Origin of the sequence: Agrobacterium sp. SORGH_AS 787, assembly GCF_030819035.1 — a bacterium.
Lineage (GTDB): Bacteria > Pseudomonadota > Alphaproteobacteria > Rhizobiales > Rhizobiaceae > Agrobacterium > Agrobacterium larrymoorei_B.
In genome coordinates this window covers 2,087,649-2,106,424 of the sequence record NZ_JAUTBG010000002.1, presented here as the reverse complement: position 1 = coordinate 2,106,424, position 18,776 = coordinate 2,087,649, and the positions used below count along the sequence as shown (strand labels likewise).

Here is an 18,776-nt window from a genome sequence, read left to right as displayed (position 1 = left end):
CGTCACGCCATCACACAAATCACTCGTAAAACTCTATCAGCAAAGCATAATCCTCTCCAACTCAAAATCGGAAGCCGGTCGGGTTATCCGCTCTTTATGGAGCATAGAACAGAAAAAAGGCCCGCCAACGGCGAGCCTTTTCAACTTGATGCGATCAGCGTTGGCGATCACGCCGACACATTCGCCTTTTCGTCCTGACGATCTGCATAGATGTAGAGCGGGCGAGCGAGACCGCTGACGACTTCGTCCGAAATCACCACCTCGCGCACGCCTTCCAGCGTCGGCAGATCGAACATCGTATCGAGCAGGATCTTTTCCATGATCGAACGCAGACCGCGAGCACCCGTCTTACGAGTGATGGCCTTGCGCGCGATTTCACGCAACGCATCCTCGTGGAATGTCAACTCCACATCTTCCATCTCGAACAGGCGTTGATACTGCTTGACCAGAGCGTTCTTCGGCTCGGACAGGATCTGGATCAGCGCATCCTCATCGAGATCCTCAAGCGTTGCCAGAACCGGCAGACGACCGATGAATTCAGGGATGAGACCGAACTTGACCAGGTCTTCCGGCTCAAGTTCACGCAGCACCTCGCCAACGCGGCGGTCGTCTTCTGCCTTAACCGTCGCGCCGAAGCCAATGGATGTCTTCTCGCCACGGGCAGAGATGATCTTGTCTAGACCCGCAAATGCGCCGCCGCAGATGAACAGAATGTTGGTCGTATCCACCTGCAGGAATTCCTGCTGCGGATGCTTGCGACCACCCTGCGGAGGAACGGAGGCGACCGTGCCTTCCATAATCTTCAGCAGCGCCTGCTGAACACCCTCGCCCGATACGTCACGCGTAATGGACGGATTGTCCGACTTGCGGGAAATCTTGTCCACTTCGTCGATGTAGACGATACCGCGCTGGGCGCGCTCGACATTGTAGTCGGCAGCCTGGAGCAGCTTCAGAATGATGTTTTCGACATCTTCACCGACATAACCGGCTTCAGTCAGCGTCGTCGCATCCGCCATGGTGAAGGGAACATCGATAATGCGCGCCAGCGTCTGGGCAAGATAAGTCTTGCCGCAACCGGTCGGGCCAACCAGCATGATGTTCGATTTCGCCAATTCAACGTCGCCGTTCTTGGAGGCGTGCGCGAGGCGCTTGTAATGGTTATGAACGGCAACAGACAGGATTTTCTTCGCCTGCTTCTGGCCGATGACGTATTCGTCGAGGATCTTGATGATGTCCTGAGGGGTGGGAACACCCTCACGCGACTTCACCATCGAGCTCTTGTTCTCCTCGCGGATGATGTCCATGCACAATTCGACGCATTCATCGCAGATGAACACTGTCGGCCCGGCAATCAGTTTCCGGACTTCGTGCTGGCTCTTGCCGCAGAATGAACAATAGAGTGTATTTTTTGAGTCGCCGCCGTTGCTGCCGCTGACTTTGCTCATATCTCTTTCCTTCCAGCACGCCGCAGGTCCGCAAAGCGGAGCGCGGTCAACTTACCGCCTGCAAATGCGACCGCCATGCCTGACCTTCGCATCCGCTTCGTTCCCGGGGTACTAGCCGTATCAGATACATGAACTGACGCACGGCGGCAACGAATTCCCCTTAAAACCCCGGAACACGCGTGCTCCGGTATGTCTTCCGACGCTCTCCCTTAAAGCTTTACGTTGCTCGGGAGAGCTTGGTTCAGACTACGTCATAAAAATTCAACATAGCCTTAATATGTACTATTAGCGCTTTCTCTGCCGGTTTAAAGCCCAGAATTACATCTGCGCCGATAAACCGGCATCAACACGCACTCACCTTAGCTCGCGGAAACGCCTTCGATTTCCTGGCGAGAGGTGAGGATCTTGTCGATCACGCCCCAGTCTTTCGCCTCTTCGGCATCCATAAAATGGTCGCGATCGAGGGTCTTTTCAACGTCTTCCAACGTACGGCCCGTATGCTTTACGTAGACTTCATTGAGGCGACGCTTCATCTTGATGATGTCGCGAGCGTGGCGCTCGATGTCGGAGGCCTGGCCCTGGAAGCCGCCGGACGGCTGGTGAACCATGATGCGGGCGTTCGGAGTTGCAAAGCGCATGCCCTTCTCGCCGGCTGCCAGCAGCAGCGAGCCCATCGAGGCGGCTTGACCAACGCAAAGCGTGGAGACGGCAGGACGGATGAACTGCATCGTGTCATAGATCGCCATGCCGGCGGTCACGACACCGCCTGGAGAATTGATGTAGAGTGCGATTTCCTTCTTCGGGTTTTCCGCCTCGAGGAACAGAAGCTGGGCGCAGACAAGCGAAGCCATGTGGTCTTCGACAGGCCCTGTAAGGAAGATGATGCGCTCTTTGAGAAGACGGGAGTAGATGTCATAGGAGCGCTCACCGCGATTGGTTTGCTCCACGACCATCGGCACCAGAGCCATGGCGGTATCAACTGGATTTGTCATGTCCGTCCTTTATCCAATTCTAGCCCGGAAGCTCCGAGCGCCCGGAATCATTATTCGTCAACTCACTACATAGAGTGTCCTTGGTCGGCACTTCAAGACTGAGGCAGCGGATATCCTTAATAGCGAGGACAATTCTTGCGCTGCATTAAAGATGAAATCCCTTGCAGGCCAGTCTTCCTCGCGCTGCGCCATGCACTCATCAACGACGAACACCGGGACTGGTCAACAAGGGGTTAAGCGGAGCGAGGGGTGACGAATTCTTTACGTTACGTAAGGAAGATACATTGCGTGAGAGTTTTTCGTTGAAAGTCGCCTATCAGGGGAATACACGTCGACGGCGCGTTTTCGGCCCCATTCCTCGATCACACTCGACGATCAGACGAAGCGACCCATTGAAATTCAAGTAGGATTGCGCAGTGTTCGAGGCCCAAACAGGAATGCTTCTCTGGTCGTTGGAAACATCGACCCTTGCTGCATTGCTGGCCGTGCTTTGGCTTCATGCGCCTTCTAAGAAACACCACCTGTTTTTTGCCTGCGGTTTTGCCGCTGTGGGTATCGGTTCTGCGCTGGTGTCACAACGGGGCTATCTCGCCGATTTCTGGACGATCATCGTCGGCAACACGCTTGCGCTTTCGGCCTTCGGCTTTTGGCTGGCCGGCCTGCTTCGCCTCGAGCGGCGGAAAATCGAGGGCTGGATATTCATTCCTCCGCTTTTGTGGCTGGCCTTCATGTTTCTGCCGCCGGTGCGCGACAGCATGCTGGCACGCGTTCTTGTCTATCATCTGTGCGCTGCCATCGGTTACTGCACGATCGCCGGCGTGGTGCTGACCTCCAAAGAGCCGCTCTCGACGACGCGTAAAATCTTCGCCGCGGCCCTCGTGGTCCATGCGCTGATCGGTCCTCTTACCGCCGCCCTGATCATTCCCTACAACATGCTTGTAGGCCAGAGACTGCCGCTGACGGCACCGGTTGCCTATTCAGCCGCGTTCAGTTTCGTGGTGTTGATGATGATCGCCGTAAAGATGTTCATGGAGGACAATGAGCGACGGCTTCACCGCCTGTCCGTCACCGACCATCTCACAGGTGTCCTCAACAGGAGGGGCCTGATGGAAGCCTTTCCGCGGATCAAGAAGGCGCCGGAACATCGCTCATCACAACTCATGCTTGCGCTGTTCGATATAGATCATTTCAAGAAGATCAACGACCGTCACGGTCACCAATGTGGTGACGATGTGCTGGTTCAGTTCTGTGCTCTCGTTGACCGTATCGTCGGGGTTAAGGGTACCTTCGTGCGCATGGGCGGTGAAGAATTCGCTTATCTGCTGACCCATATCGATCTCAACGCTGCGCTCAGGATTGTCGATGGCGTGCGTGTCTACTTCGCGCGGCTGTCCACCGAGGGGATCGGGGGGAGCTTCTCTTCAACGGTCAGTATCGGCATCTACTCCGCACCGGTCGTGGAGGCGGACTTGGATCTGATGTTGAAAATGGCAGACCGGGCGCTCTACGCGGCGAAGTCCGCGGGCCGTAATCGTACGGTCTTCAACGACGGCGTTGCCAACGTCGTCCTGCCGGCAGATGACCGCGGTGAAGATCCGCACGACAATAATGCCGACCGTCAGGTCGCAGCACTCAACCGCATCGCGGCCATCGGCAGCGCTTAAGTCTTTTTCTCAGCCCTGCCTCCCTTCCCCGCCGGCCATGTTTTCGCTAGACATTCGGGCATGAACACCATGCTCGACTTTCTCCACATCGATGCGCAAGAGCGCTCCGTCTCCCTCGACGCCCGTAACCCGGCGTTTTATGGCAATCCCAACGCCACATACGCTCTTCTTCACGCCCATTGTCCAACCTTCTACTGGAAGGAACAGAAGCAGTGGTTCTTCACCGGCTATGATCATGTGAACGCGCTGTTGCGAGACCGTCGCTTCGGGCGGCAGATCCTGCACATCGCCACGCGCGAAGAACTTGGCCTGCCCGAGCCGCTCGAACACACTCAACATTTCGATGCCGCGGAGCGTCACTCTCTGCTGGAAATCGAGCCGCCGGAACACACAAGGCTGCGCACGCTCGTGAACCGCGCCTTCGTCTCCCGCCACGTGGAGAAGATGAAGCCGGAGATCGAGACGCTGGCCCACGGCCTGATCGACCGATTCGAGAAGGACGGTCAAACGGAGCTGCTCTCCTCTTTCGCCGATATCATTCCCGTGACGATGATTGCCAGGATGATCGGGATTCCCGAGAACATGGGACCGCAGCTCCTCAAATGGTCGCATGCGTATGTCGGCATGTATATGTTCAAGCGCAGCCGCGAAGACGAGCTTGCCGCAGATCGCGCTGCCAAGGAATTCGCCGATTATGTGCGCAGCGTGATTGCCGAACGCCGAGCGGAGCCGAAGGATGATCTGCTTAGCCATATGATCCACACGGAACATAAGGGCCAGTTTCTGACCGATGATGAGCTGATTTCCACAACAATCGTGCTTCTCAACGCCGGCCATGAGGCGACCGTCCACCAGATCGGCAATTCGGTGCGCGTCATTCTGGAGAGCGGCCTCGACGTTCAATCACTGTTCAGCGACGAGAAGACGACTGAACGGACTGTCGAAGAGACGCTTCGCATCGGTGCACCCGTTCATATTTTCCAGCGCTGGGCTCTGGAGCCGGTGGAGATCGACGGCGTAAAATTCGAGCGGGGTGACAAGGTCAGCCTCATCCTCGCCGCCGCCAATCTCGATCCGGTGAAATTTAGCGACCCCCTCACCTTCAAGCCGGATCGTGCCGAGGCCCCGAACCTTTCCTTCGGTGCAGGCATCCATTTCTGCATCGGCGCTCCGCTGGCGCGGCTGGAACTGAATATCGTTCTGCCGCTTCTCTTCCAGCGCTTGCCGCACCTCAAGCTGGCAAGCCAACCGAAGGTGAAGGACGTCTATCATTTCCACGGCCTCGAACGGCTCGACCTCACGTGGTGACGTCGTCTGCTCCCTGCGCGTAGCGGCTCATTAGCGTTTCGATCGCGTGACGCATGGACCTTCGCAATTCCGGCGGGTCGATGACCTCGACCTCTGGCCCCAGTTTCAACATTTCATGAACCGCCATGCGCGTCTGCGCTACGGGCAGCCGCACTGTTTGCCACCCGGCCTCGTCGGCCTCCCCTACGAAACTGAAATTGGCGCGGACGTAAGGTGGCGCGGTATGCTCCAGTTCTTTCAATCCATAAGGTGAAATTTTTATCGTCGCCCAGTGCGGATAAAGATCGAGCTCGAGCCTTCTCGTGTTCTCGTTCCAGTAGGCGGCCAGGTCGAAGCCTCTCGGCCAGTCAAAACCTTCGTCGGTAACGATGAGGTCGAGGACGCGAGATATACGATACGTGCGGTTCGTGTTGTCAACACGCGCGACCACGTACCAGGCGCCGCCCTTCATGACGATGCCGAGCGGTTCTGCAACCCGGGTCTTTTCACCTGTCCATGATCGATAACGGATGCGGATGCGTTTGGAATTCCACACCGCACCGGCGATGGCTTGCAAGTAATGCGGCTGCTCTCCTTCGGCGAGCCAAGTCGGCGCGTCCAGATAAAATTTCGTCTGCAAGCGTCGTGCACTTTCGCGCAGATCCTCCGGCAAGGCGGCGGTGAGTTTCTTCTGTGCTCCAGCCATGAGCGCTCCCAAGCCGAGATCAGCGGCAGCGCTCGGAATACCCGACAGAAACATGGCCTCCGCCTCGGAAGGTGTCAGCCCATTGAGGCGCACGCGGTAACCGTCAAGAAGACGATATCCGCCATCCGAGCCTCGTTCGCTGTAGACCGGCACGCCTGAGAGCGAAAGCGCGTCTACATCCCGGTAGATCGTTCTTACAGAGACGCCGTTCTCCCCCGCCAACACCTCAGCCGTTACCAGCCCCTTCGCCTGAAGAGTGGTGAGGATGTTGATCAGCCGGCTCGCACGCATCGAAGAAATTCCTGTTTCTCGATCTATTGCTAAACCAACCTGACATGATCTGACAGGTATGGAAGCGCAATCTCTCGTCATCGCGAAATCGCGAGATTGATCAGCACGGGAGACGACAGATGACGACGAACCACGAAATCACACTCTTCTATTCACCGCAGACACGTGCCACCGGCGCCCGCATCTTGCTGGAAGAGTTGAACGTGCCTTATGAGCTGCACGTCCTGAACATGAAGGCAGGCGAACAAAGACGGCCGGAATATTTGACCATCAACCCGCTCGGCAAGGTGCCGGCGGTGCGCGCCGGCGATACGCTGATCACCGAACAGGGTGCGATTTATCTCTACCTCGCCGACCTTTTCCCGCAGGCCGGTCTTGCCCCGGCCCTGACTGACCCGGATCGTGGCGCCTACGTCCGTTGGCTGTTCATCTATGGTAGCTGCTTTGAGCCAGCCATCTATGACCGCTACATGAAACATGCACCGGGCTCCCTGAATGAAACACCCTATGCCAGTTACGAAGCGCTGATCGACGTGCTGGAAGCGCCGCTCGAGAACGGACCCTACCTGCTTGGCGAACGATTCACGGCTGCTGATCTTCTGTGGGGGATAGCGCTTACCTGGACGACGATGTTTGGCCTTGTGGAAGCCCGCCCAGCTTTTCAGCGCTATATGGATCGCATCGGCGCTCGTCGGAGCGTGCAGACAGTAAACGCGGAGGACGCCACCATGGTCGCAGAGCATGAAGCCGCCGCCGCCGCGCTCAGCAAGTCGATCTTGCAATGAGCAAGGGAGACGACGCTTGTGGCCGTGGCTAATCTATAGCCGGACCACATAATCTTTTCGCGTCGTCTCCACGACTTCCCAAGTGCCTTTGAAGCCAGGACGGATAATCTGCCGATCGCCCGCTTTCAGGTGAATAGGTTGTCCTCCGTCTTCCGTCAGAATGGAGTGACCCTCGAGAATATTGAAGTACTCCCATTCGTCATATTCCACCCGCCACTTGCCGGGTGTCGCCTGCCAGATGCCTGCATAGATGCCACCCTCGGCCTCCTCCAGGTTCCAGCTGGTGAATTTCGGATCACCCGCAATCAGCCGGTCTGGCGCCGGAGCACCCGGCTCCGGCTGAATGGTGGAAAGATCGCCGTCCGGCTGGAAATTGACTATGAGGGCCATCGGCGATCTCATCCTTTCAGATTGTTGCTTCTCAGCTACTTTGACTCGTCAGATTTTTGCCAGCGACTGTTCCAGGTCGGCGATGATGTCCTTCACATCCTCGATGCCGATGGAGAGACGCACCACGTCTGGACCGGCACCTGCGGCAACCTGCTGGTCGGGCGTCAGCTGAGCATGCGTGGTGGATGCAGGATGGATGACGAGAGAGCGGGTGTCGCCGATATTGGCAAGATGCGAGAAGAGCTGCAATCCTTCCACCAGCGATTTGCCCGCTTGGTAGCCACCTTTCACGCCGAAGGTGAAGACGGACCCAGCCCCTCTTGGCGAGTAGCGTTGTTGCAAAGCGTGATTATCGCTCTCTTCCAGCCCGGCATAATGCACCCAACCGATCTTCGAATGTGCCTTCAGCCATTTGGCAACCGCAAGCGCATTGTCCGAATGGCGCTGGACGCGCAGCGGCAGCGTTTCGATGCCGGTGAGGATCAAAAAGGCATTGAAGGGAGAAATCGAAGGGCCAAGATCGCGAAGGCCAAGAACGCGTGTGGCAATGGCAAAGGCGAAGTTGCCGAAGGTCTGGTGCAGAACGACGCCCGAATATTCCGGACGTGGCTGCGACAGGGCCGGAAACTTGTCCGACGCGGACCAGTCGAACGTGCCACCATCGACGATGATGCCACCCATGGAGTTACCATGGCCGCCGAGAAACTTCGTCAGCGAATGAACGACGATATCGGCACCGTGTTCGATCGGCCGGATGAGGTACGGACTCGCCATCGTATTGTCGACGATCAGCGGTAAGCCATGCTTATGCGCTACCTCTGCAATGGCAGCGATATCGACAAACGTGCCGCCCGGATTGGCGAGGCTTTCGATGAAGATTGCCTTCGTCCGCTCGTCGATCTGGGCTTCGAAGTTCGCAGGATCGGCGGCATCCGCCCAGCGCACCTGCCAGCCGAAGTTCTGGAAGGAGTGGCCGAACTGGTTGATCGAGCCGCCATAAAGCTGGCGGGCGGCCACGAAGTTATCCCCGGATTGCAGCAGCGTGTGAAAGACCAGCAACTGTGCTGCGTGACCCGACGCCACGGCGAGCGCCGCGGTTCCGCCCTCAAGGGCGGCAACGCGCTCCTCCAGAACCGCCTGTGTCGGGTTCATGATGCGTGTATAGATGTTGCCGAATTCCTTCAGCCCGAAAAGCGCTGCCGCATGGTCGGAATCACGGAACGCGTAAGCGGTCGTCTGGTAGATCGGCGTGGCGCGCGCACCAGTGGTCGGGTCTGGCTGCGCACCGGCGTGAATAGCAAGGGTGGAAAAGCCCGGCGTATGGTCTGACATGGTGTCCCTCCGACTGTTTTCTTAAACAAGCACAGAGGATCATATCGCTTCGAGGGCGAATGATAAGTGCGACTTATCCTAACTATCGTCCGATATTGAGACGAGGATGCTCAATGGCCGGGCAGCGATCCATGATCACTTCCACGCCGTAATGCTCCCCCTTTGCCGCCGCGTCATGATCTCTCACGCCCAGTTGCGCCCAGACAACCTTCGGGCGCGGCGACATGTGGATCACCTCTTCCATGACGCTGGACAGATATTCCGATGCGCGGAAAACATCGACCATGTCCACCGGCTCAGGAATATCGGCAAGCTTGGCATAGACCTTTTGCCCAAGGATGTCCTTACCCTCCTGGCCCGGATTGACCGGGAAAACCTTGTAACCCTTCGAAAGAAGAAACGACATGACGCCATGGCTGGGGCGTGCGGAATTCGGCGAAGCGCCGACCAGCGCGATGGTTTTCGTATCAGTCAAGATACGACGGATGTCGTCATCGGCGTAATTGTCATAATCCATGATCGTCGTCCTCCTTTTGGTGGCTGATCCAGCCACAACTCGCATGGTAATGGATAAAAGCGTCAATTCCTGGCCGCAAAAAAGGATGCGTAAATTTGCATCACCCAATGCCCTTTTAAGCGGCAACAACGTAAATGCCTGATCGTACCGCCTTTGTTCGAACTTCGTTCACCATCACTTTAGTAACTACTTATAGTTACATTGGCAATTTACGTCGTGTTTATAACAAATCTTAATCTGAAACGTTTGCGCTTCAACAAAAGTAGGATTTTTAGGGGAATCAGCATTTTCTCACGAGGACACCGAGCGCGATAAACATCCACAGATTGCAATTATTGAGGTCTCCTACGCCGGCGGAAAGTGATCAAAATCAGATCACCGCAATTCGTATCGCGCAATACATAAGGACGATGGGGTAGTCCGTCTTTCCCCGCACTTGGCTTCAATCGGCACCACCGGTGCGTGATGATCATAGCGCTATGGACGATACAGCAAGCTGTCCTCCTGACGCATGTCCTGGCCGCCCCCCCTCGACACTTTTGCGTGACATGCCCTTTCCATTCGCATGTCATGATCGCAAAACCGCTGCACACTTTTGCGTGACATGCTTTAGACTTGCATTTTATCCAGCCGCTTTGTGAGTCGCTCGTGTCCCTTAATGTCCTGCTGCTCGTTCTTCTGGGCGCCCTGCTGCATGCCTCGTGGAACGCCCTTGTCAAATCCGGATCGGATAAAGCGCTGGATGCGTCGTTGATTGCTGCGGGTGCAGCCATCTGTTGTGTTCCCTTCCTGCCGTTCCTACCCCTTCCCGGGCTTGTCGCCCTGCCCTTTCTTTTCGCGTCAGCCTTCCTGCAGTTCGCCTATTTCCGGCTGGTCGCAGCAGCCTACACTGTCGGCGATATTGGCCTCGTCTACCCCGTCATGCGCGGCGTTGCACCGTTGATCGTGGCCGCGAGCAGCAGCCTGTTTCTCGATGAAAGGCTGAGTACCGCGGCCTTCGCAGGTATCGCTGTCATTTCAGGGGGAATCCTGACCCTCGCATTCGAAGCACGCCGTGGCGGTCGACAGGCCATCCTGCTGGCGCTCGCCAATGCCGTGGTCATCGCAGGCTATACTTTTGTGGATGGTGTTGGTGCGCGCACGTCTGGCAACGCCATTTCCTATACACTGTGGATGTCCCTCCTCCCGCCCGTCCTCCTCTTCTCCTATGCCTTCTATCAACGCGGTTATCTTCCGGTCGTACAGCATGTGAAGCGCCATTGGTGGCGGGGGCTTGCCGGTGGCGGCGGTTCGATCTTGTCCTACGGCCTTGCGCTGTGGGCCATGACACAGGCGCCGGTGGCGGTCGTCGCTGCACTGCGTGAAACCTCCATTCTCTTTGCCATCCTGATCTCGGTTTTCCTGCTGAAAGAGAAGGCCAGCATCTGGCGCTACGTCGCCGGCGGCATCATCGCAGCGGGCGTTCTCATCATGCGGTTAGGCTGAGACCGGCATGATTTTATGTGGTATTATAAAACCACATTGCTAACTATATGATTTTCTTGTTTTATTTTTGGGGCTTGCGTTTTCGCGCCTGTTGACGGTTTGGAGCGCACCGCTTATAAGCGCGCCAGACTGAATTCTCATGGAATACATGTCGTCCGGCACGCGCAAATGCGGCCAAAATCAAGCAACAAGAAACGCCCGCATCTGATCTGGCAACAGCCGGATGACGGGTCCAAAAGAAAGTGAAAAGAATGTCTACTTTCGTTCAGAAGCCCGCTGAGGTGGAGAAGAAGTGGGTCATCATCGACGCCGAAGGCCTCGTTGTTGGTCGTCTCGCCACCCTCGTTGCTACCCGCCTGCGCGGCAAGCACAAGGCAACCTACACCCCCCACGTCGATGACGGCGACAACGTCATCATCATCAATGCGGAAAAGGTTGTCTTCACCGGCAAGAAGTATTCCGACAAGAAGTACTACTGGCACACCGGTTACCCGGGTGGCATCAAGGAGCGTACGGCTCGCCAGATCATCGAAGGTCGCTTCCCGGAGCGCGTCGTTGAAAAGGCTGTCGAGCGCATGATCCCGCGTGGTCCGCTCGGTCGTCGCCAGATGAAGAACCTTCGCGTTTACGCTGGTTCGAACCACCCGCACGAAGCACAGCAGCCTGTCGCTCTCGACGTTGCATCGCTGAACAAGAAGAACGTAAGGAGCGCCTGATAATGGCCGATCTTTCCTCCCTGAAAGACCTCGCCCCGGCATCGGAAGCTTCGGCTCCCGTACACGTCCGCAAGGTTGACACTCTCGGTCGCTCCTACGCGACCGGCAAGCGCAAGAACGCCGTAGCCCGCGTATGGGTCAAGGCTGGTTCCGGCAAGATCATCATCAACGGCCGTGACTTCACTGCCTATTTCGCACGTCCGGTTCTGCAGATGATCCTGCAGCAGCCGATCGTTGCAGCAGCACGCACGGGTCAGTTCGACATCATTGCAACTGTTGCCGGTGGTGGTCTCTCCGGTCAGGCCGGTGCCGTTCGTCACGGCCTGTCCAAGGCTCTCACCTACTTCGAACCGGGCCTGCGCTCCGTTCTGAAGAAGGGTGGCTTCCTGACCCGCGACAGCCGCGTTGTTGAACGTAAGAAGTACGGTAAGGCCAAGGCTCGCCGTAGCTTCCAGTTCTCCAAGCGCTAATCGCTTCTGGAATACACAATATCGAAAAGGCGGGGCCTCGGCTCCGCCTTTTTCTATTGGGATTGATCCCTCAGCAGTGATGAGACTGCTAACCGAAGTGTCGTATCGCAAAAACGCTCCACAGTTGGCCAGACATGCTCAGTTGAGCGGCAAGGGTATGGATCCCGTTATTCCGTCAGCACCGAAAAGCTCATCCGCAACCGCGGCGGCAATTCGTTCGGCCCCGGCCCGGGTATAGTGCCCGCGATCGGCAATATAGGCAACGCCCTCCAAGCCGAAGTAGCATCCTCCCTTTGAGGTAGGATCGCAGAAAAGTTGCTCCGGCAGCACCTTGCTGACGTCCTCAGGCAGACCTGAATTCAGGACCCGATAGGCGCGACTGGTATTCACCTCAAGATCTGCTTTCGAAAGCTCAAAGCTCGGCGCAGGATCGCCTTGCAGCATACGCAGGGCCATTACGTCCACCAGCGGCTTTTCGAAGCGCGGGCCCGGATAAATGATCACGACTTGTTTGCCGGTCGCCTCCAGCCGCTGAACCGTCTCACGAAGATTGTCCGAAACGGCTTGAAGCGGGATCGCCTCATTTGGGTATTCTACGCCGTCGATCTGCATGTAAGGCGCAGCCAGGAAACTGCTCCAGGAGGCCGACAGAATAACAGTTTCGACATTGCTGGCAGCAAGATAATCCAATGCGCGCCTGTTGAATTCCTCGCAATTGGCAGCACCCTCGTCTCTTGCGACAGAGACCCCAAGGATCGGTGCGCAGAAGCCATGGGTGAGTTGTACCAGACCGATGTTCCGGCGCTTGAATTCCTCCTGCAAGGCCGGAGAAATCGACGCTCCGATGGAATCGCCCCAGACCGCAATCGTCCGGCCGCTGCTAATATTGAACATGCATTCCATACTGGGAAGCGCCGGAAGCCCGTCTTCCTTCTGGAAGAGACAGTTGTCGTTCCATGTGGTGCGCCCGACAAACTCCCTTACATTGCTCGGAAGCCTGGATGGCAGCCCCTCTTTCACGTCGCCCCAAGCGCCAAAACCAACCAGCCCTACAGCAAGTGCGCAAGCCGTCCAAGCAATTTTGGCAAAGCGAACGCGGTGCCCGCGACATGGCTGTTCGACGAAGTACCAGCTCAAAGCCGAGAGCAGCAGAACGAGACCGATTAATCCGCACATGACGATCGTCGATGGCGGTTCGGGGCTGCGAATGCGCCAGAACGCAAAGACGAGTTGATGCCAGAGATAGGCACTGAAACTGATCCTGCCGAGCCACACCAAAGGAGACAGGGCGAGGATGCGCCCGATGATGCTGGTCTGCGAGGCAAACAGCAAAATCAGAGCTGTGCCTCCCGTGGGGAGCAGAGCCACCAGCGAGGGAATATTGAGCGAAGGATCGAACAGAAAGATCGACAGAATGACGAGGGACAGGCCCGCTGCCGCCAGAACATCGCTTATGCGCCGGTCTTTGCCAAAGACCTGGAATGCACAGATCGAGCCGAGAAGAATCTCCCAGACCCGGGTCGGCAACAGGTAGTAATTGGCGACGGGAAAAAAGCGCGAGCCGGCTTCGCTCAAGAGCAGGCTGCTCAAGGCAAGGGCAAGCACAATGGAGAAGATCGTCCTGATCTTCAGCCGGAACAGAAAGAGCAGCGGAAAAAGCAGGTAGAACTGCTCCTCAAGACCGAGGCTCCATGTATGGATCAGCGGGACTTCTGCCGTCTGTGGGGAAAAGTAGCTGGTATTTCGCAGGAAGTAGATGTTGGAAAGTGAAAGCGTTGCCGCCATCAGGCTCTTGGAAAACTGCTCATAGGCGTCCGGCAGCAGCCACATCCAGGCAAAGGGTATAGTACAGAGCAGGACGAAGAAGAGTGCTGGAAGAATGCGGCGCACCCGGCGCGCATAGAAACGACCTATCGAAAAACGCCCTTTCGCATATTCGTGCAGGATTACCTTGGTGATCAGATAGCCGCTGATGACGAAGAAGATATCAACACCGATATAGCCGCCGTCAAAGGCGGCAAATCCGGCATGGGCAAAAATGACGGCCAGTAATCCCAGGGCGCGCAAACCGTCAATTTCGGGTCGATAGTTCATAAAAACCACATGTAACGTTGCTTATAGCTAGGCTTCCAAACCCGGCTGCCACAGAGCCATGTGCAGTTCCGATCATCCCCGGCGCGCCGGGATGATCGGCCAATATGCATGGCTGTACTGGAAATGCCGGAGACGGAAGGACCCGAACACCACGGCCAAGCTGCCAGATATACTTTCCGATTTATTCTTTACGAGGTGTTTACCACGAGGCCACCTTATCCCGAACAGTTTAATGCGATATTGACTATTCTTGAGATTTTCACGGAAAGATGAGCAATGGCTAAAAAGACGATCGATCACGCCTTCACTGCACCGTCTCTTACCTCGGCGGCCAGCGATCCGACACATGCGGGCGTGCTCTCCTTCATGCGTCGTCGATATAGCAAGAACCTGGAAGGCGCTTCGACCGTGGTCTGGGGCATTCCCTTTGATGCGGCCACATCCAATCGCCCTGGCGCTCGTTTCGGGCCGCAGGCGATCCGTCGCGCCTCGGCCATTTTCGACAACGATCCACAGTATCCGTTTGGCCGCGATCTTTTCGAGACTATGCCGACGATCGACTACGGCGATTGCTTGCTCGACTACGGCAATCATTGGCAGACGCCGGAGACCATCGAACAGGAAGCGCGCAAGATCATCGCCGACAGCGACTATCTCCTGACGCTCGGTGGCGATCACTTCATCACTTGGCCGCTTCTGAAAGCGCATGTGGCGAAACACGGTCCTTTGGCGCTGATTCAGTTCGACGCACACCAGGATACCTGGTTCGATGACGGTAAGCGCATCGATCATGGCTCTTTCGTCGTCCGGGCCATGCGTGATGGGCTGATCGATCCGGATCGTTCGATCCAGATCGGCATTCGCACGCATGCGCCGGAAGATTGCGGCATCAAGATCCTGTATGGCTACGAGGTCGAGGAGATGCGCGCTAGCGACATCGCCTCACTGATCGTCAAGCATACGGGCGGTCTCCCGGCCTATCTGACTTTTGACATCGATTGCCTCGATCCGGCCTTTGCGCCCGGTACCGGCACACCGGTTGCGGGTGGACCATCGAGCGCGAAAATTCTTTCTGTCCTGCGCGGCCTTGGCGAGCTCGACATTCGCGGTTCCGATGTGGTGGAGGTGGCGCCCGCCTATGACCACGCGGACATCACCGCCATTGCCGGGGCAACGGTTGCGATGTATATGCTGGGGCTGCGCGCCGAGCGGCTTGCGATATCAACCTGATATGCATCCCGCGGGCTAACAAATCGAGTCTGAAAACTCCGACAACATATTGTAAATGTAAGGTTAAGGACATGGCAGCGAAAATCTTCATCGATGGCGAACACGGCACGACGGGCTTGCAGATCCGCACGCGCTTGGCCGACCGCCGCGATATCGAGCTGCTGTCCATTCCCGAAGCCGAGCGCCGTAACGCGTCTATGCGCGAGGATATGCTCAACAGCGCCGATATCTCGATCCTCTGCCTGCCGGATGATGCGTCCAAGGAAGCTGTTTCCATGGTTTCCGGCAACAAAAAGGTTCGGATCATCGATACCTCGACCGCTTTCCGTATCCACCCGGACTGGGCCTATGGCTTTGCCGAAATGGATAGGGATCAGGCTGAGAAGGTGCGCTCTGCCCGCTTCGTTGCCAATCCCGGCTGCTACCCTACCGGCGCCATCGGCCTCATCCGTCCCTTGCGTGCCGCAGGCATCCTGCCGGACGGCTATCCCGTCAGCGTCAACGCTGTTTCGGGCTATACCGGCGGCGGCAAGCAGATGATCGCGCAGATGGAAGATCAAAGCCGGGAGGATGCGATCAGCGCCAACAACTTCCTCTACGGGCTGACCCTGAAGCACAAGCACGTGCCGGAAATGAAGAACCACGGGCTTCTGGATCGCGCTCCGCTCTTTTCGCCATCGGTCGGTCGCTTCCCGCAGGGCATGATCGTTCAGGTTCCGCTGTTTGCCGCCCAACTCAAGGATGGTACGACTGTGGAAACGGTTCACGCCGCCCTTACCCAGCATTATGCCGGGCAGGACATCGTCAAGGTCGTGCCTCTGCAAGAGAACAAGTCGATCGCGCGTATCGATGCAGAAGAACTCGCCAATCAGGATATTATGAAGCTCTACGTCTTCGGCAATGCAGAGCACATCAACCTCGTCGCGGTTCTCGATAATCTCGGCAAGGGCGCTTCGGGTGCGGCCGTTCAGAACATGGAACTGATGCTGTCTGCATGAGCGAGAGCATCGTCACGTCCGACATTCCGGATGAGATCAAAAGGCGGTGGAGCATTTCCTCCGTCTTTTTTCTTGCCGATACAGCGAGCAGCATTGTCCACCGTGTGACGTTGACGGATGGGTCGTCAGCGATCTTGAAGCGATTGAAGCCGCAGGGAATGGGCGAGCGTCCCGGCATGACCTTCCTGGAGTGGCGGCAGGGCCAAGGTGCTGTGCGCCTCTTGCAGAAGAACGATACGGAATGCCTGCTGGAGGATGCGGGTGATCTGACACTTCGCACTTACCGTCTTGAGCATGGAGAGGACGCCACGAATGCGATCATCCGCAAGGTTCTCCAGAAGCTCCACGCGCCGACGGCAGGATCTCCCGGTGGGCTCACAACGTTGGACCAGCATTTCCGCTCTCTCTTTGCCCGCGCCGAGACGGAAAGCCATGAACGCCTGCGCGAGCCTCTGCGGTATAGTGCCAAAGTAATTCGGGAACTGCTCGCTCGTCAGGAGACTGTAAAACCGCTTCATGGAGACCTGCATCACGACAACATCGTGACGGGCGGACCCCGCGGTTGGCTGGCAATCGATCCCCAGGGGCTTCTCGGTGATCCCGCCTACGAGGTCGCGAATATCTTCGGCAATCCGCTGAATGCGCTACCGGACATCCTCGATCCGCAACGGATAAAAAGGCTCTGTGAGGTTTTTTCAGAAACGCTCAACTGCTCGAAAGAAAAAATCCTGCGCTACGCCATTGCCCATGCGGGAGTATCGATCTGCTGGTCCCTTGAGGATGGTGATGTGCTGGATGAGAATGAGAACGCTTTGGAGCGCCTCGCCTTCCTCACCGTTGCGCGCGGCTTACTGAGCAGCGATCTCAGTCCCTGACTTCTATCGTCACCGGCGTAGGATACTCCCCGATGAAGCCACGCCAGTGGGCGATGGCGAAACCAAGGACGATCAGCGCCATGCCCTGATGGGCGAGCGCCACATGGATATCCACATGGGTGAGAAGCGTGGTGATGCCGAGGCTCGCCTGCACACAGACCAGGACAAAGAACAGCACGGAACGCCTCGCATGTGGTGTGTTCGGCAGCCTGCGGCAGAGGCTCAGCATGTGCCAGAGCGTGGCGGCAAAGAGCGTGTAGGCACCCATTCGGTGGACGAATTGCACCGTCTTCGGGTTCTCAAAGAGGTTGATCCACCAGGGCTGCTGGATGAAAAGATCGCCCGGAATCAGAGAGCCGTCCATCAGCGGCCAGGTGTTGTAGGAGAGGCCGGCATTGAGGCCGGCGACCAGCGCGCCGAGATAGATCTGGAAAAGACAGAGTACCGCCAGGAGGGCAGCAAATCCCCTGCCCTCGCGCTCGTGCGACGCTTCTGGAGAATGAAAGGAAAGGCCGCGCAATATCCACATGCAGCCCGCGAAGATCAGGCAGGCAATCGTCAAGTGGGTCGCGAGCCGGTATTGAGACACATCGGTACGATTGACGAGACCGGATGAGACCATCCACCAACCGACGAAGCCCTGAAAACCGCCGAGCGCAAGAAGACCGACAAGCGGCAGACGCAATCGCTTCTCGATCCGTCCGGTCAGCCAGAAATAGGCAAGCGGCAGGGCAAAAATCAGTCCGATGGTCCGCGCCAACAGACGATGCGCCCATTCCCACCAGAAGATGGTCTTGAACTCGTCCAGCGACATGCCGCGATTGATCTCTTGATATTGCGGGATGCGCTTGTAAAGCTGGAATTCCTCTTCCCACTCGGCGACGGTCAAGGGCGGGATGACGCCGTGGATCGGCTTCCATTCCGTGATCGACAGACCCGATTCGGTCAGACGGGTGGCCCCCCCCACGAGTACCAGACAGAACAGCGTGAAGAGCACGACACGCAGCCAGTTCCGCAAGAGCTTTCGGTTGCTTTCCTGCGCCTGCAAAGCGGTTTTCACCCGTTTTTCGACAGAGGCATCCGCCCTCGCCACCGTATCGGATCGCATTCTTGACACTCCACAATTCCTAACATTGGTTTGCCTTAACCGGATGGGCAAAACAAGGGGTTGGCCTTTGCGGCATCGGGTCGCGGTCATGCAGCTCGTGAAAACGATTCCGTTTTCAAGTAGCGCTGTTATACAGGGGTCTTACGAGTCAGCGACGGACGAGACATCCAGCCATGCATCCCCGCCTCAGATCATTCATCGGCACCATCGTCATCATTATGCTGGTCGTGACATACGCAGTTGTTGCGACGGCCTTCGCTTCCGCAACGCTTGCCAATTCTCCCTGGTGGATTCACCTCGGCTACTTTGTGCTGTCCGGCCTGCTGTGGGTTTTGCCGGCAATGTTGATCATCAAATGGATGGCTGGCCCGAAACGGCAGAAATAGGCGCT

18 protein-coding genes are annotated in these 18,776 nt (G+C 57.0%); 10 read left to right on the top strand and 8 right to left on the bottom strand.

The features are described from left to right. Nucleotides 1-167 precede the first annotated feature (167 nt). Nucleotides 168-1,445, bottom strand: coding sequence for an ATP-dependent Clp protease ATP-binding subunit ClpX (gene clpX, locus QE435_RS19455; RefSeq protein WP_296038183.1), 1,278 nt, complete (start codon nucleotides 1,443-1,445; stop codon nucleotides 168-170). A gap of 359 nt (nucleotides 1,446-1,804) precedes the next feature. Then, complete coding sequence (gene clpP, locus QE435_RS19450) at nucleotides 1,805-2,437, bottom strand: ATP-dependent Clp endopeptidase proteolytic subunit ClpP (RefSeq protein ID WP_306932169.1); 633 nt, start codon at nucleotides 2,435-2,437, stop codon at nucleotides 1,805-1,807. Between the two features lie 416 nt (nucleotides 2,438-2,853). On the opposite strand from clpP, the gene QE435_RS19445 reads away from it, so the two are divergent. Both QE435_RS19445 and QE435_RS19440 read left to right on the top strand, forming a co-directional pair. Beyond that, nucleotides 2,854-4,101: a GGDEF domain-containing protein gene (locus tag QE435_RS19445; RefSeq protein WP_349042382.1), complete on the top strand. Its 1,248-nt coding sequence runs from the start codon at nucleotides 2,854-2,856 to the stop codon at nucleotides 4,099-4,101. 60 nt (nucleotides 4,102-4,161) lie between these two features. After that, the gene (locus QE435_RS19440; RefSeq protein ID WP_349042381.1) at nucleotides 4,162-5,409 is read left to right on the top strand and encodes a cytochrome P450; all 1,248 of its coding nucleotides are present in this window, start codon (nucleotides 4,162-4,164) and stop codon (nucleotides 5,407-5,409) included. On the opposite strand, the gene QE435_RS19435 is transcribed toward QE435_RS19440, so the two are convergent. Beyond that, on the bottom strand, nucleotides 5,399-6,385 hold the full coding sequence (locus QE435_RS19435) for a YafY family protein (protein WP_349042380.1): 987 nt from the start codon (nucleotides 6,383-6,385) through the stop codon (nucleotides 5,399-5,401). The two genes, QE435_RS19440 and QE435_RS19435, sit on opposite strands and share 11 nt — an antisense overlap. Nucleotides 6,386-6,504: 119 nt before the next feature. On the opposite strand from QE435_RS19435, the gene QE435_RS19430 reads away from it, so the two are divergent. Next, entirely contained in the window at nucleotides 6,505-7,170 is a 666-nt protein-coding gene (locus QE435_RS19430) for a glutathione S-transferase family protein (RefSeq protein ID WP_349042379.1), read from the top strand. A 33-nt stretch (nucleotides 7,171-7,203) separates the two neighbouring features. Here QE435_RS19430 and QE435_RS19425 read toward each other — a convergent pair whose 3' ends face one another. The 3 genes from QE435_RS19425 to QE435_RS19415 all read right to left on the bottom strand — a co-directional run bounded on the left by QE435_RS19425 (nucleotide 7,204) and on the right by QE435_RS19415 (nucleotide 9,409). Further along, entirely contained in the window at nucleotides 7,204-7,560 is a 357-nt protein-coding gene (locus QE435_RS19425; protein ID WP_349042378.1) for a cupin domain-containing protein, read from the bottom strand. A gap of 48 nt (nucleotides 7,561-7,608) precedes the next feature. Next, a complete protein-coding gene (locus tag QE435_RS19420) occupies nucleotides 7,609-8,892 on the bottom strand; it encodes an O-acetylhomoserine aminocarboxypropyltransferase (protein ID WP_349042377.1) in 1,284 nt (427 codons plus the stop codon). An 82-nt stretch (nucleotides 8,893-8,974) separates the two neighbouring features. After that, the gene (locus QE435_RS19415) at nucleotides 8,975-9,409 is read right to left on the bottom strand and encodes a CoA-binding protein (RefSeq protein ID WP_349042376.1); all 435 of its coding nucleotides are present in this window, start codon (nucleotides 9,407-9,409) and stop codon (nucleotides 8,975-8,977) included. Between the two features lie 648 nt (nucleotides 9,410-10,057). Between QE435_RS19415 and QE435_RS19410 the strand changes: the two genes are divergently transcribed. The 3 genes from QE435_RS19410 to rpsI all read left to right on the top strand — a co-directional run bounded on the left by QE435_RS19410 (nucleotide 10,058) and on the right by rpsI (nucleotide 12,080). After that, a complete protein-coding gene (locus tag QE435_RS19410; protein WP_306932152.1) occupies nucleotides 10,058-10,894 on the top strand; it encodes a DMT family transporter in 837 nt (278 codons plus the stop codon). Nucleotides 10,895-11,145: 251 nt separating this feature from the next. Continuing rightward, nucleotides 11,146-11,610 carry a 50S ribosomal protein L13 gene (gene rplM / locus QE435_RS19405; protein ID WP_062425555.1) on the top strand — a complete coding sequence of 155 codons (465 nt, stop codon included), beginning with the start codon at nucleotides 11,146-11,148 and terminating at the stop codon, nucleotides 11,608-11,610. Between the two features lie 2 nt (nucleotides 11,611-11,612). Then, on the top strand, nucleotides 11,613-12,080 hold the full coding sequence (rpsI, locus tag QE435_RS19400; protein ID WP_051795849.1) for a 30S ribosomal protein S9: 468 nt from the start codon (nucleotides 11,613-11,615) through the stop codon (nucleotides 12,078-12,080). Between the two features lie 138 nt (nucleotides 12,081-12,218). On the opposite strand, the gene QE435_RS19395 is transcribed toward rpsI, so the two are convergent. Then, nucleotides 12,219-14,174, bottom strand: a complete 1,956-nt coding sequence (locus tag QE435_RS19395; protein WP_349042375.1) for an acyltransferase family protein — start codon at nucleotides 14,172-14,174, stop codon at nucleotides 12,219-12,221. 276 nt (nucleotides 14,175-14,450) lie between these two features. Between QE435_RS19395 and speB the strand changes: the two genes are divergently transcribed. The 3 genes from speB (at nucleotide 14,451) to QE435_RS19380 (ending at nucleotide 17,277) form a co-directional block, all read left to right on the top strand. Further along, complete coding sequence (gene speB, locus QE435_RS19390) at nucleotides 14,451-15,404, top strand: agmatinase (RefSeq protein ID WP_349042374.1); 954 nt, start codon at nucleotides 14,451-14,453, stop codon at nucleotides 15,402-15,404. 71 nt (nucleotides 15,405-15,475) lie between these two features. Beyond that, nucleotides 15,476-16,402: an N-acetyl-gamma-glutamyl-phosphate reductase gene (argC, locus tag QE435_RS19385; protein WP_349042373.1), complete on the top strand. Its 927-nt coding sequence runs from the start codon at nucleotides 15,476-15,478 to the stop codon at nucleotides 16,400-16,402. Beyond that, nucleotides 16,399-17,277 (top strand): aminoglycoside phosphotransferase family protein, encoded by an 879-nt coding sequence (locus QE435_RS19380; RefSeq protein WP_349042372.1) that lies wholly within the window; start codon nucleotides 16,399-16,401, stop codon nucleotides 17,275-17,277. The genes argC and QE435_RS19380 overlap by 4 nt, the downstream gene beginning before the upstream one ends. Here the strand turns inward: QE435_RS19380 and QE435_RS19375 are convergent. After that, nucleotides 17,267-18,385: a COX15/CtaA family protein gene (locus QE435_RS19375; protein ID WP_349042371.1), complete on the bottom strand. Its 1,119-nt coding sequence runs from the start codon at nucleotides 18,383-18,385 to the stop codon at nucleotides 17,267-17,269. The two genes, QE435_RS19380 and QE435_RS19375, sit on opposite strands and share 11 nt — an antisense overlap. A 173-nt stretch (nucleotides 18,386-18,558) precedes the next feature. On the opposite strand from QE435_RS19375, the gene QE435_RS19370 reads away from it, so the two are divergent. Next, the gene (locus QE435_RS19370; RefSeq protein WP_306932138.1) at nucleotides 18,559-18,771 is read left to right on the top strand and encodes a DUF2842 domain-containing protein; all 213 of its coding nucleotides are present in this window, start codon (nucleotides 18,559-18,561) and stop codon (nucleotides 18,769-18,771) included. The last annotated feature ends 5 nt before the right edge of the window (nucleotides 18,772-18,776 follow it).

Excerpts from the sequence above, each read along its gene's own strand:
- QE435_RS19420 (WP_349042377.1), bottom strand. The coding sequence starts at position 8,892 with ATGTCAGACCATACGCCGGGCTTTTCCACCCTTGCTATTCACGCCGGT.
- QE435_RS19435 (WP_349042380.1), bottom strand. The coding sequence starts at position 6,385 with ATGCGTGCGAGCCGGCTGATCAACATCCTCACCACTCTTCAGGCGAAG.
- QE435_RS19440 (WP_349042381.1), top strand. The coding sequence starts at position 4,162 with ATGAACACCATGCTCGACTTTCTCCACATCGATGCGCAAGAGCGCTCC.
- clpP (WP_306932169.1), bottom strand. The coding sequence starts at position 2,437 with ATGACAAATCCAGTTGATACCGCCATGGCTCTGGTGCCGATGGTCGTG.
- QE435_RS19375 (WP_349042371.1), bottom strand. The coding sequence starts at position 18,385 with ATGCGATCCGATACGGTGGCGAGGGCGGATGCCTCTGTCGAAAAACGG.
- QE435_RS19430 (WP_349042379.1), top strand. The coding sequence starts at position 6,505 with ATGACGACGAACCACGAAATCACACTCTTCTATTCACCGCAGACACGT.
- QE435_RS19425 (WP_349042378.1), bottom strand. The coding sequence starts at position 7,560 with ATGGCCCTCATAGTCAATTTCCAGCCGGACGGCGATCTTTCCACCATT.
- argC (WP_349042373.1), top strand. The coding sequence starts at position 15,476 with ATGGCAGCGAAAATCTTCATCGATGGCGAACACGGCACGACGGGCTTG.
- rplM (WP_062425555.1), top strand. The coding sequence starts at position 11,146 with ATGTCTACTTTCGTTCAGAAGCCCGCTGAGGTGGAGAAGAAGTGGGTC.
- clpX (WP_296038183.1), bottom strand. The coding sequence starts at position 1,445 with ATGAGCAAAGTCAGCGGCAGCAACGGCGGCGACTCAAAAAATACACTC.
- rpsI (WP_051795849.1), top strand. The coding sequence starts at position 11,613 with ATGGCCGATCTTTCCTCCCTGAAAGACCTCGCCCCGGCATCGGAAGCT.
- QE435_RS19395 (WP_349042375.1), bottom strand. The coding sequence starts at position 14,174 with ATGAACTATCGACCCGAAATTGACGGTTTGCGCGCCCTGGGATTACTG.
- QE435_RS19370 (WP_306932138.1), top strand. The coding sequence starts at position 18,559 with ATGCATCCCCGCCTCAGATCATTCATCGGCACCATCGTCATCATTATG.
- QE435_RS19380 (WP_349042372.1), top strand. The coding sequence starts at position 16,399 with ATGAGCGAGAGCATCGTCACGTCCGACATTCCGGATGAGATCAAAAGG.
- speB (WP_349042374.1), top strand. The coding sequence starts at position 14,451 with ATGGCTAAAAAGACGATCGATCACGCCTTCACTGCACCGTCTCTTACC.
- QE435_RS19415 (WP_349042376.1), bottom strand. The coding sequence starts at position 9,409 with ATGGATTATGACAATTACGCCGATGACGACATCCGTCGTATCTTGACT.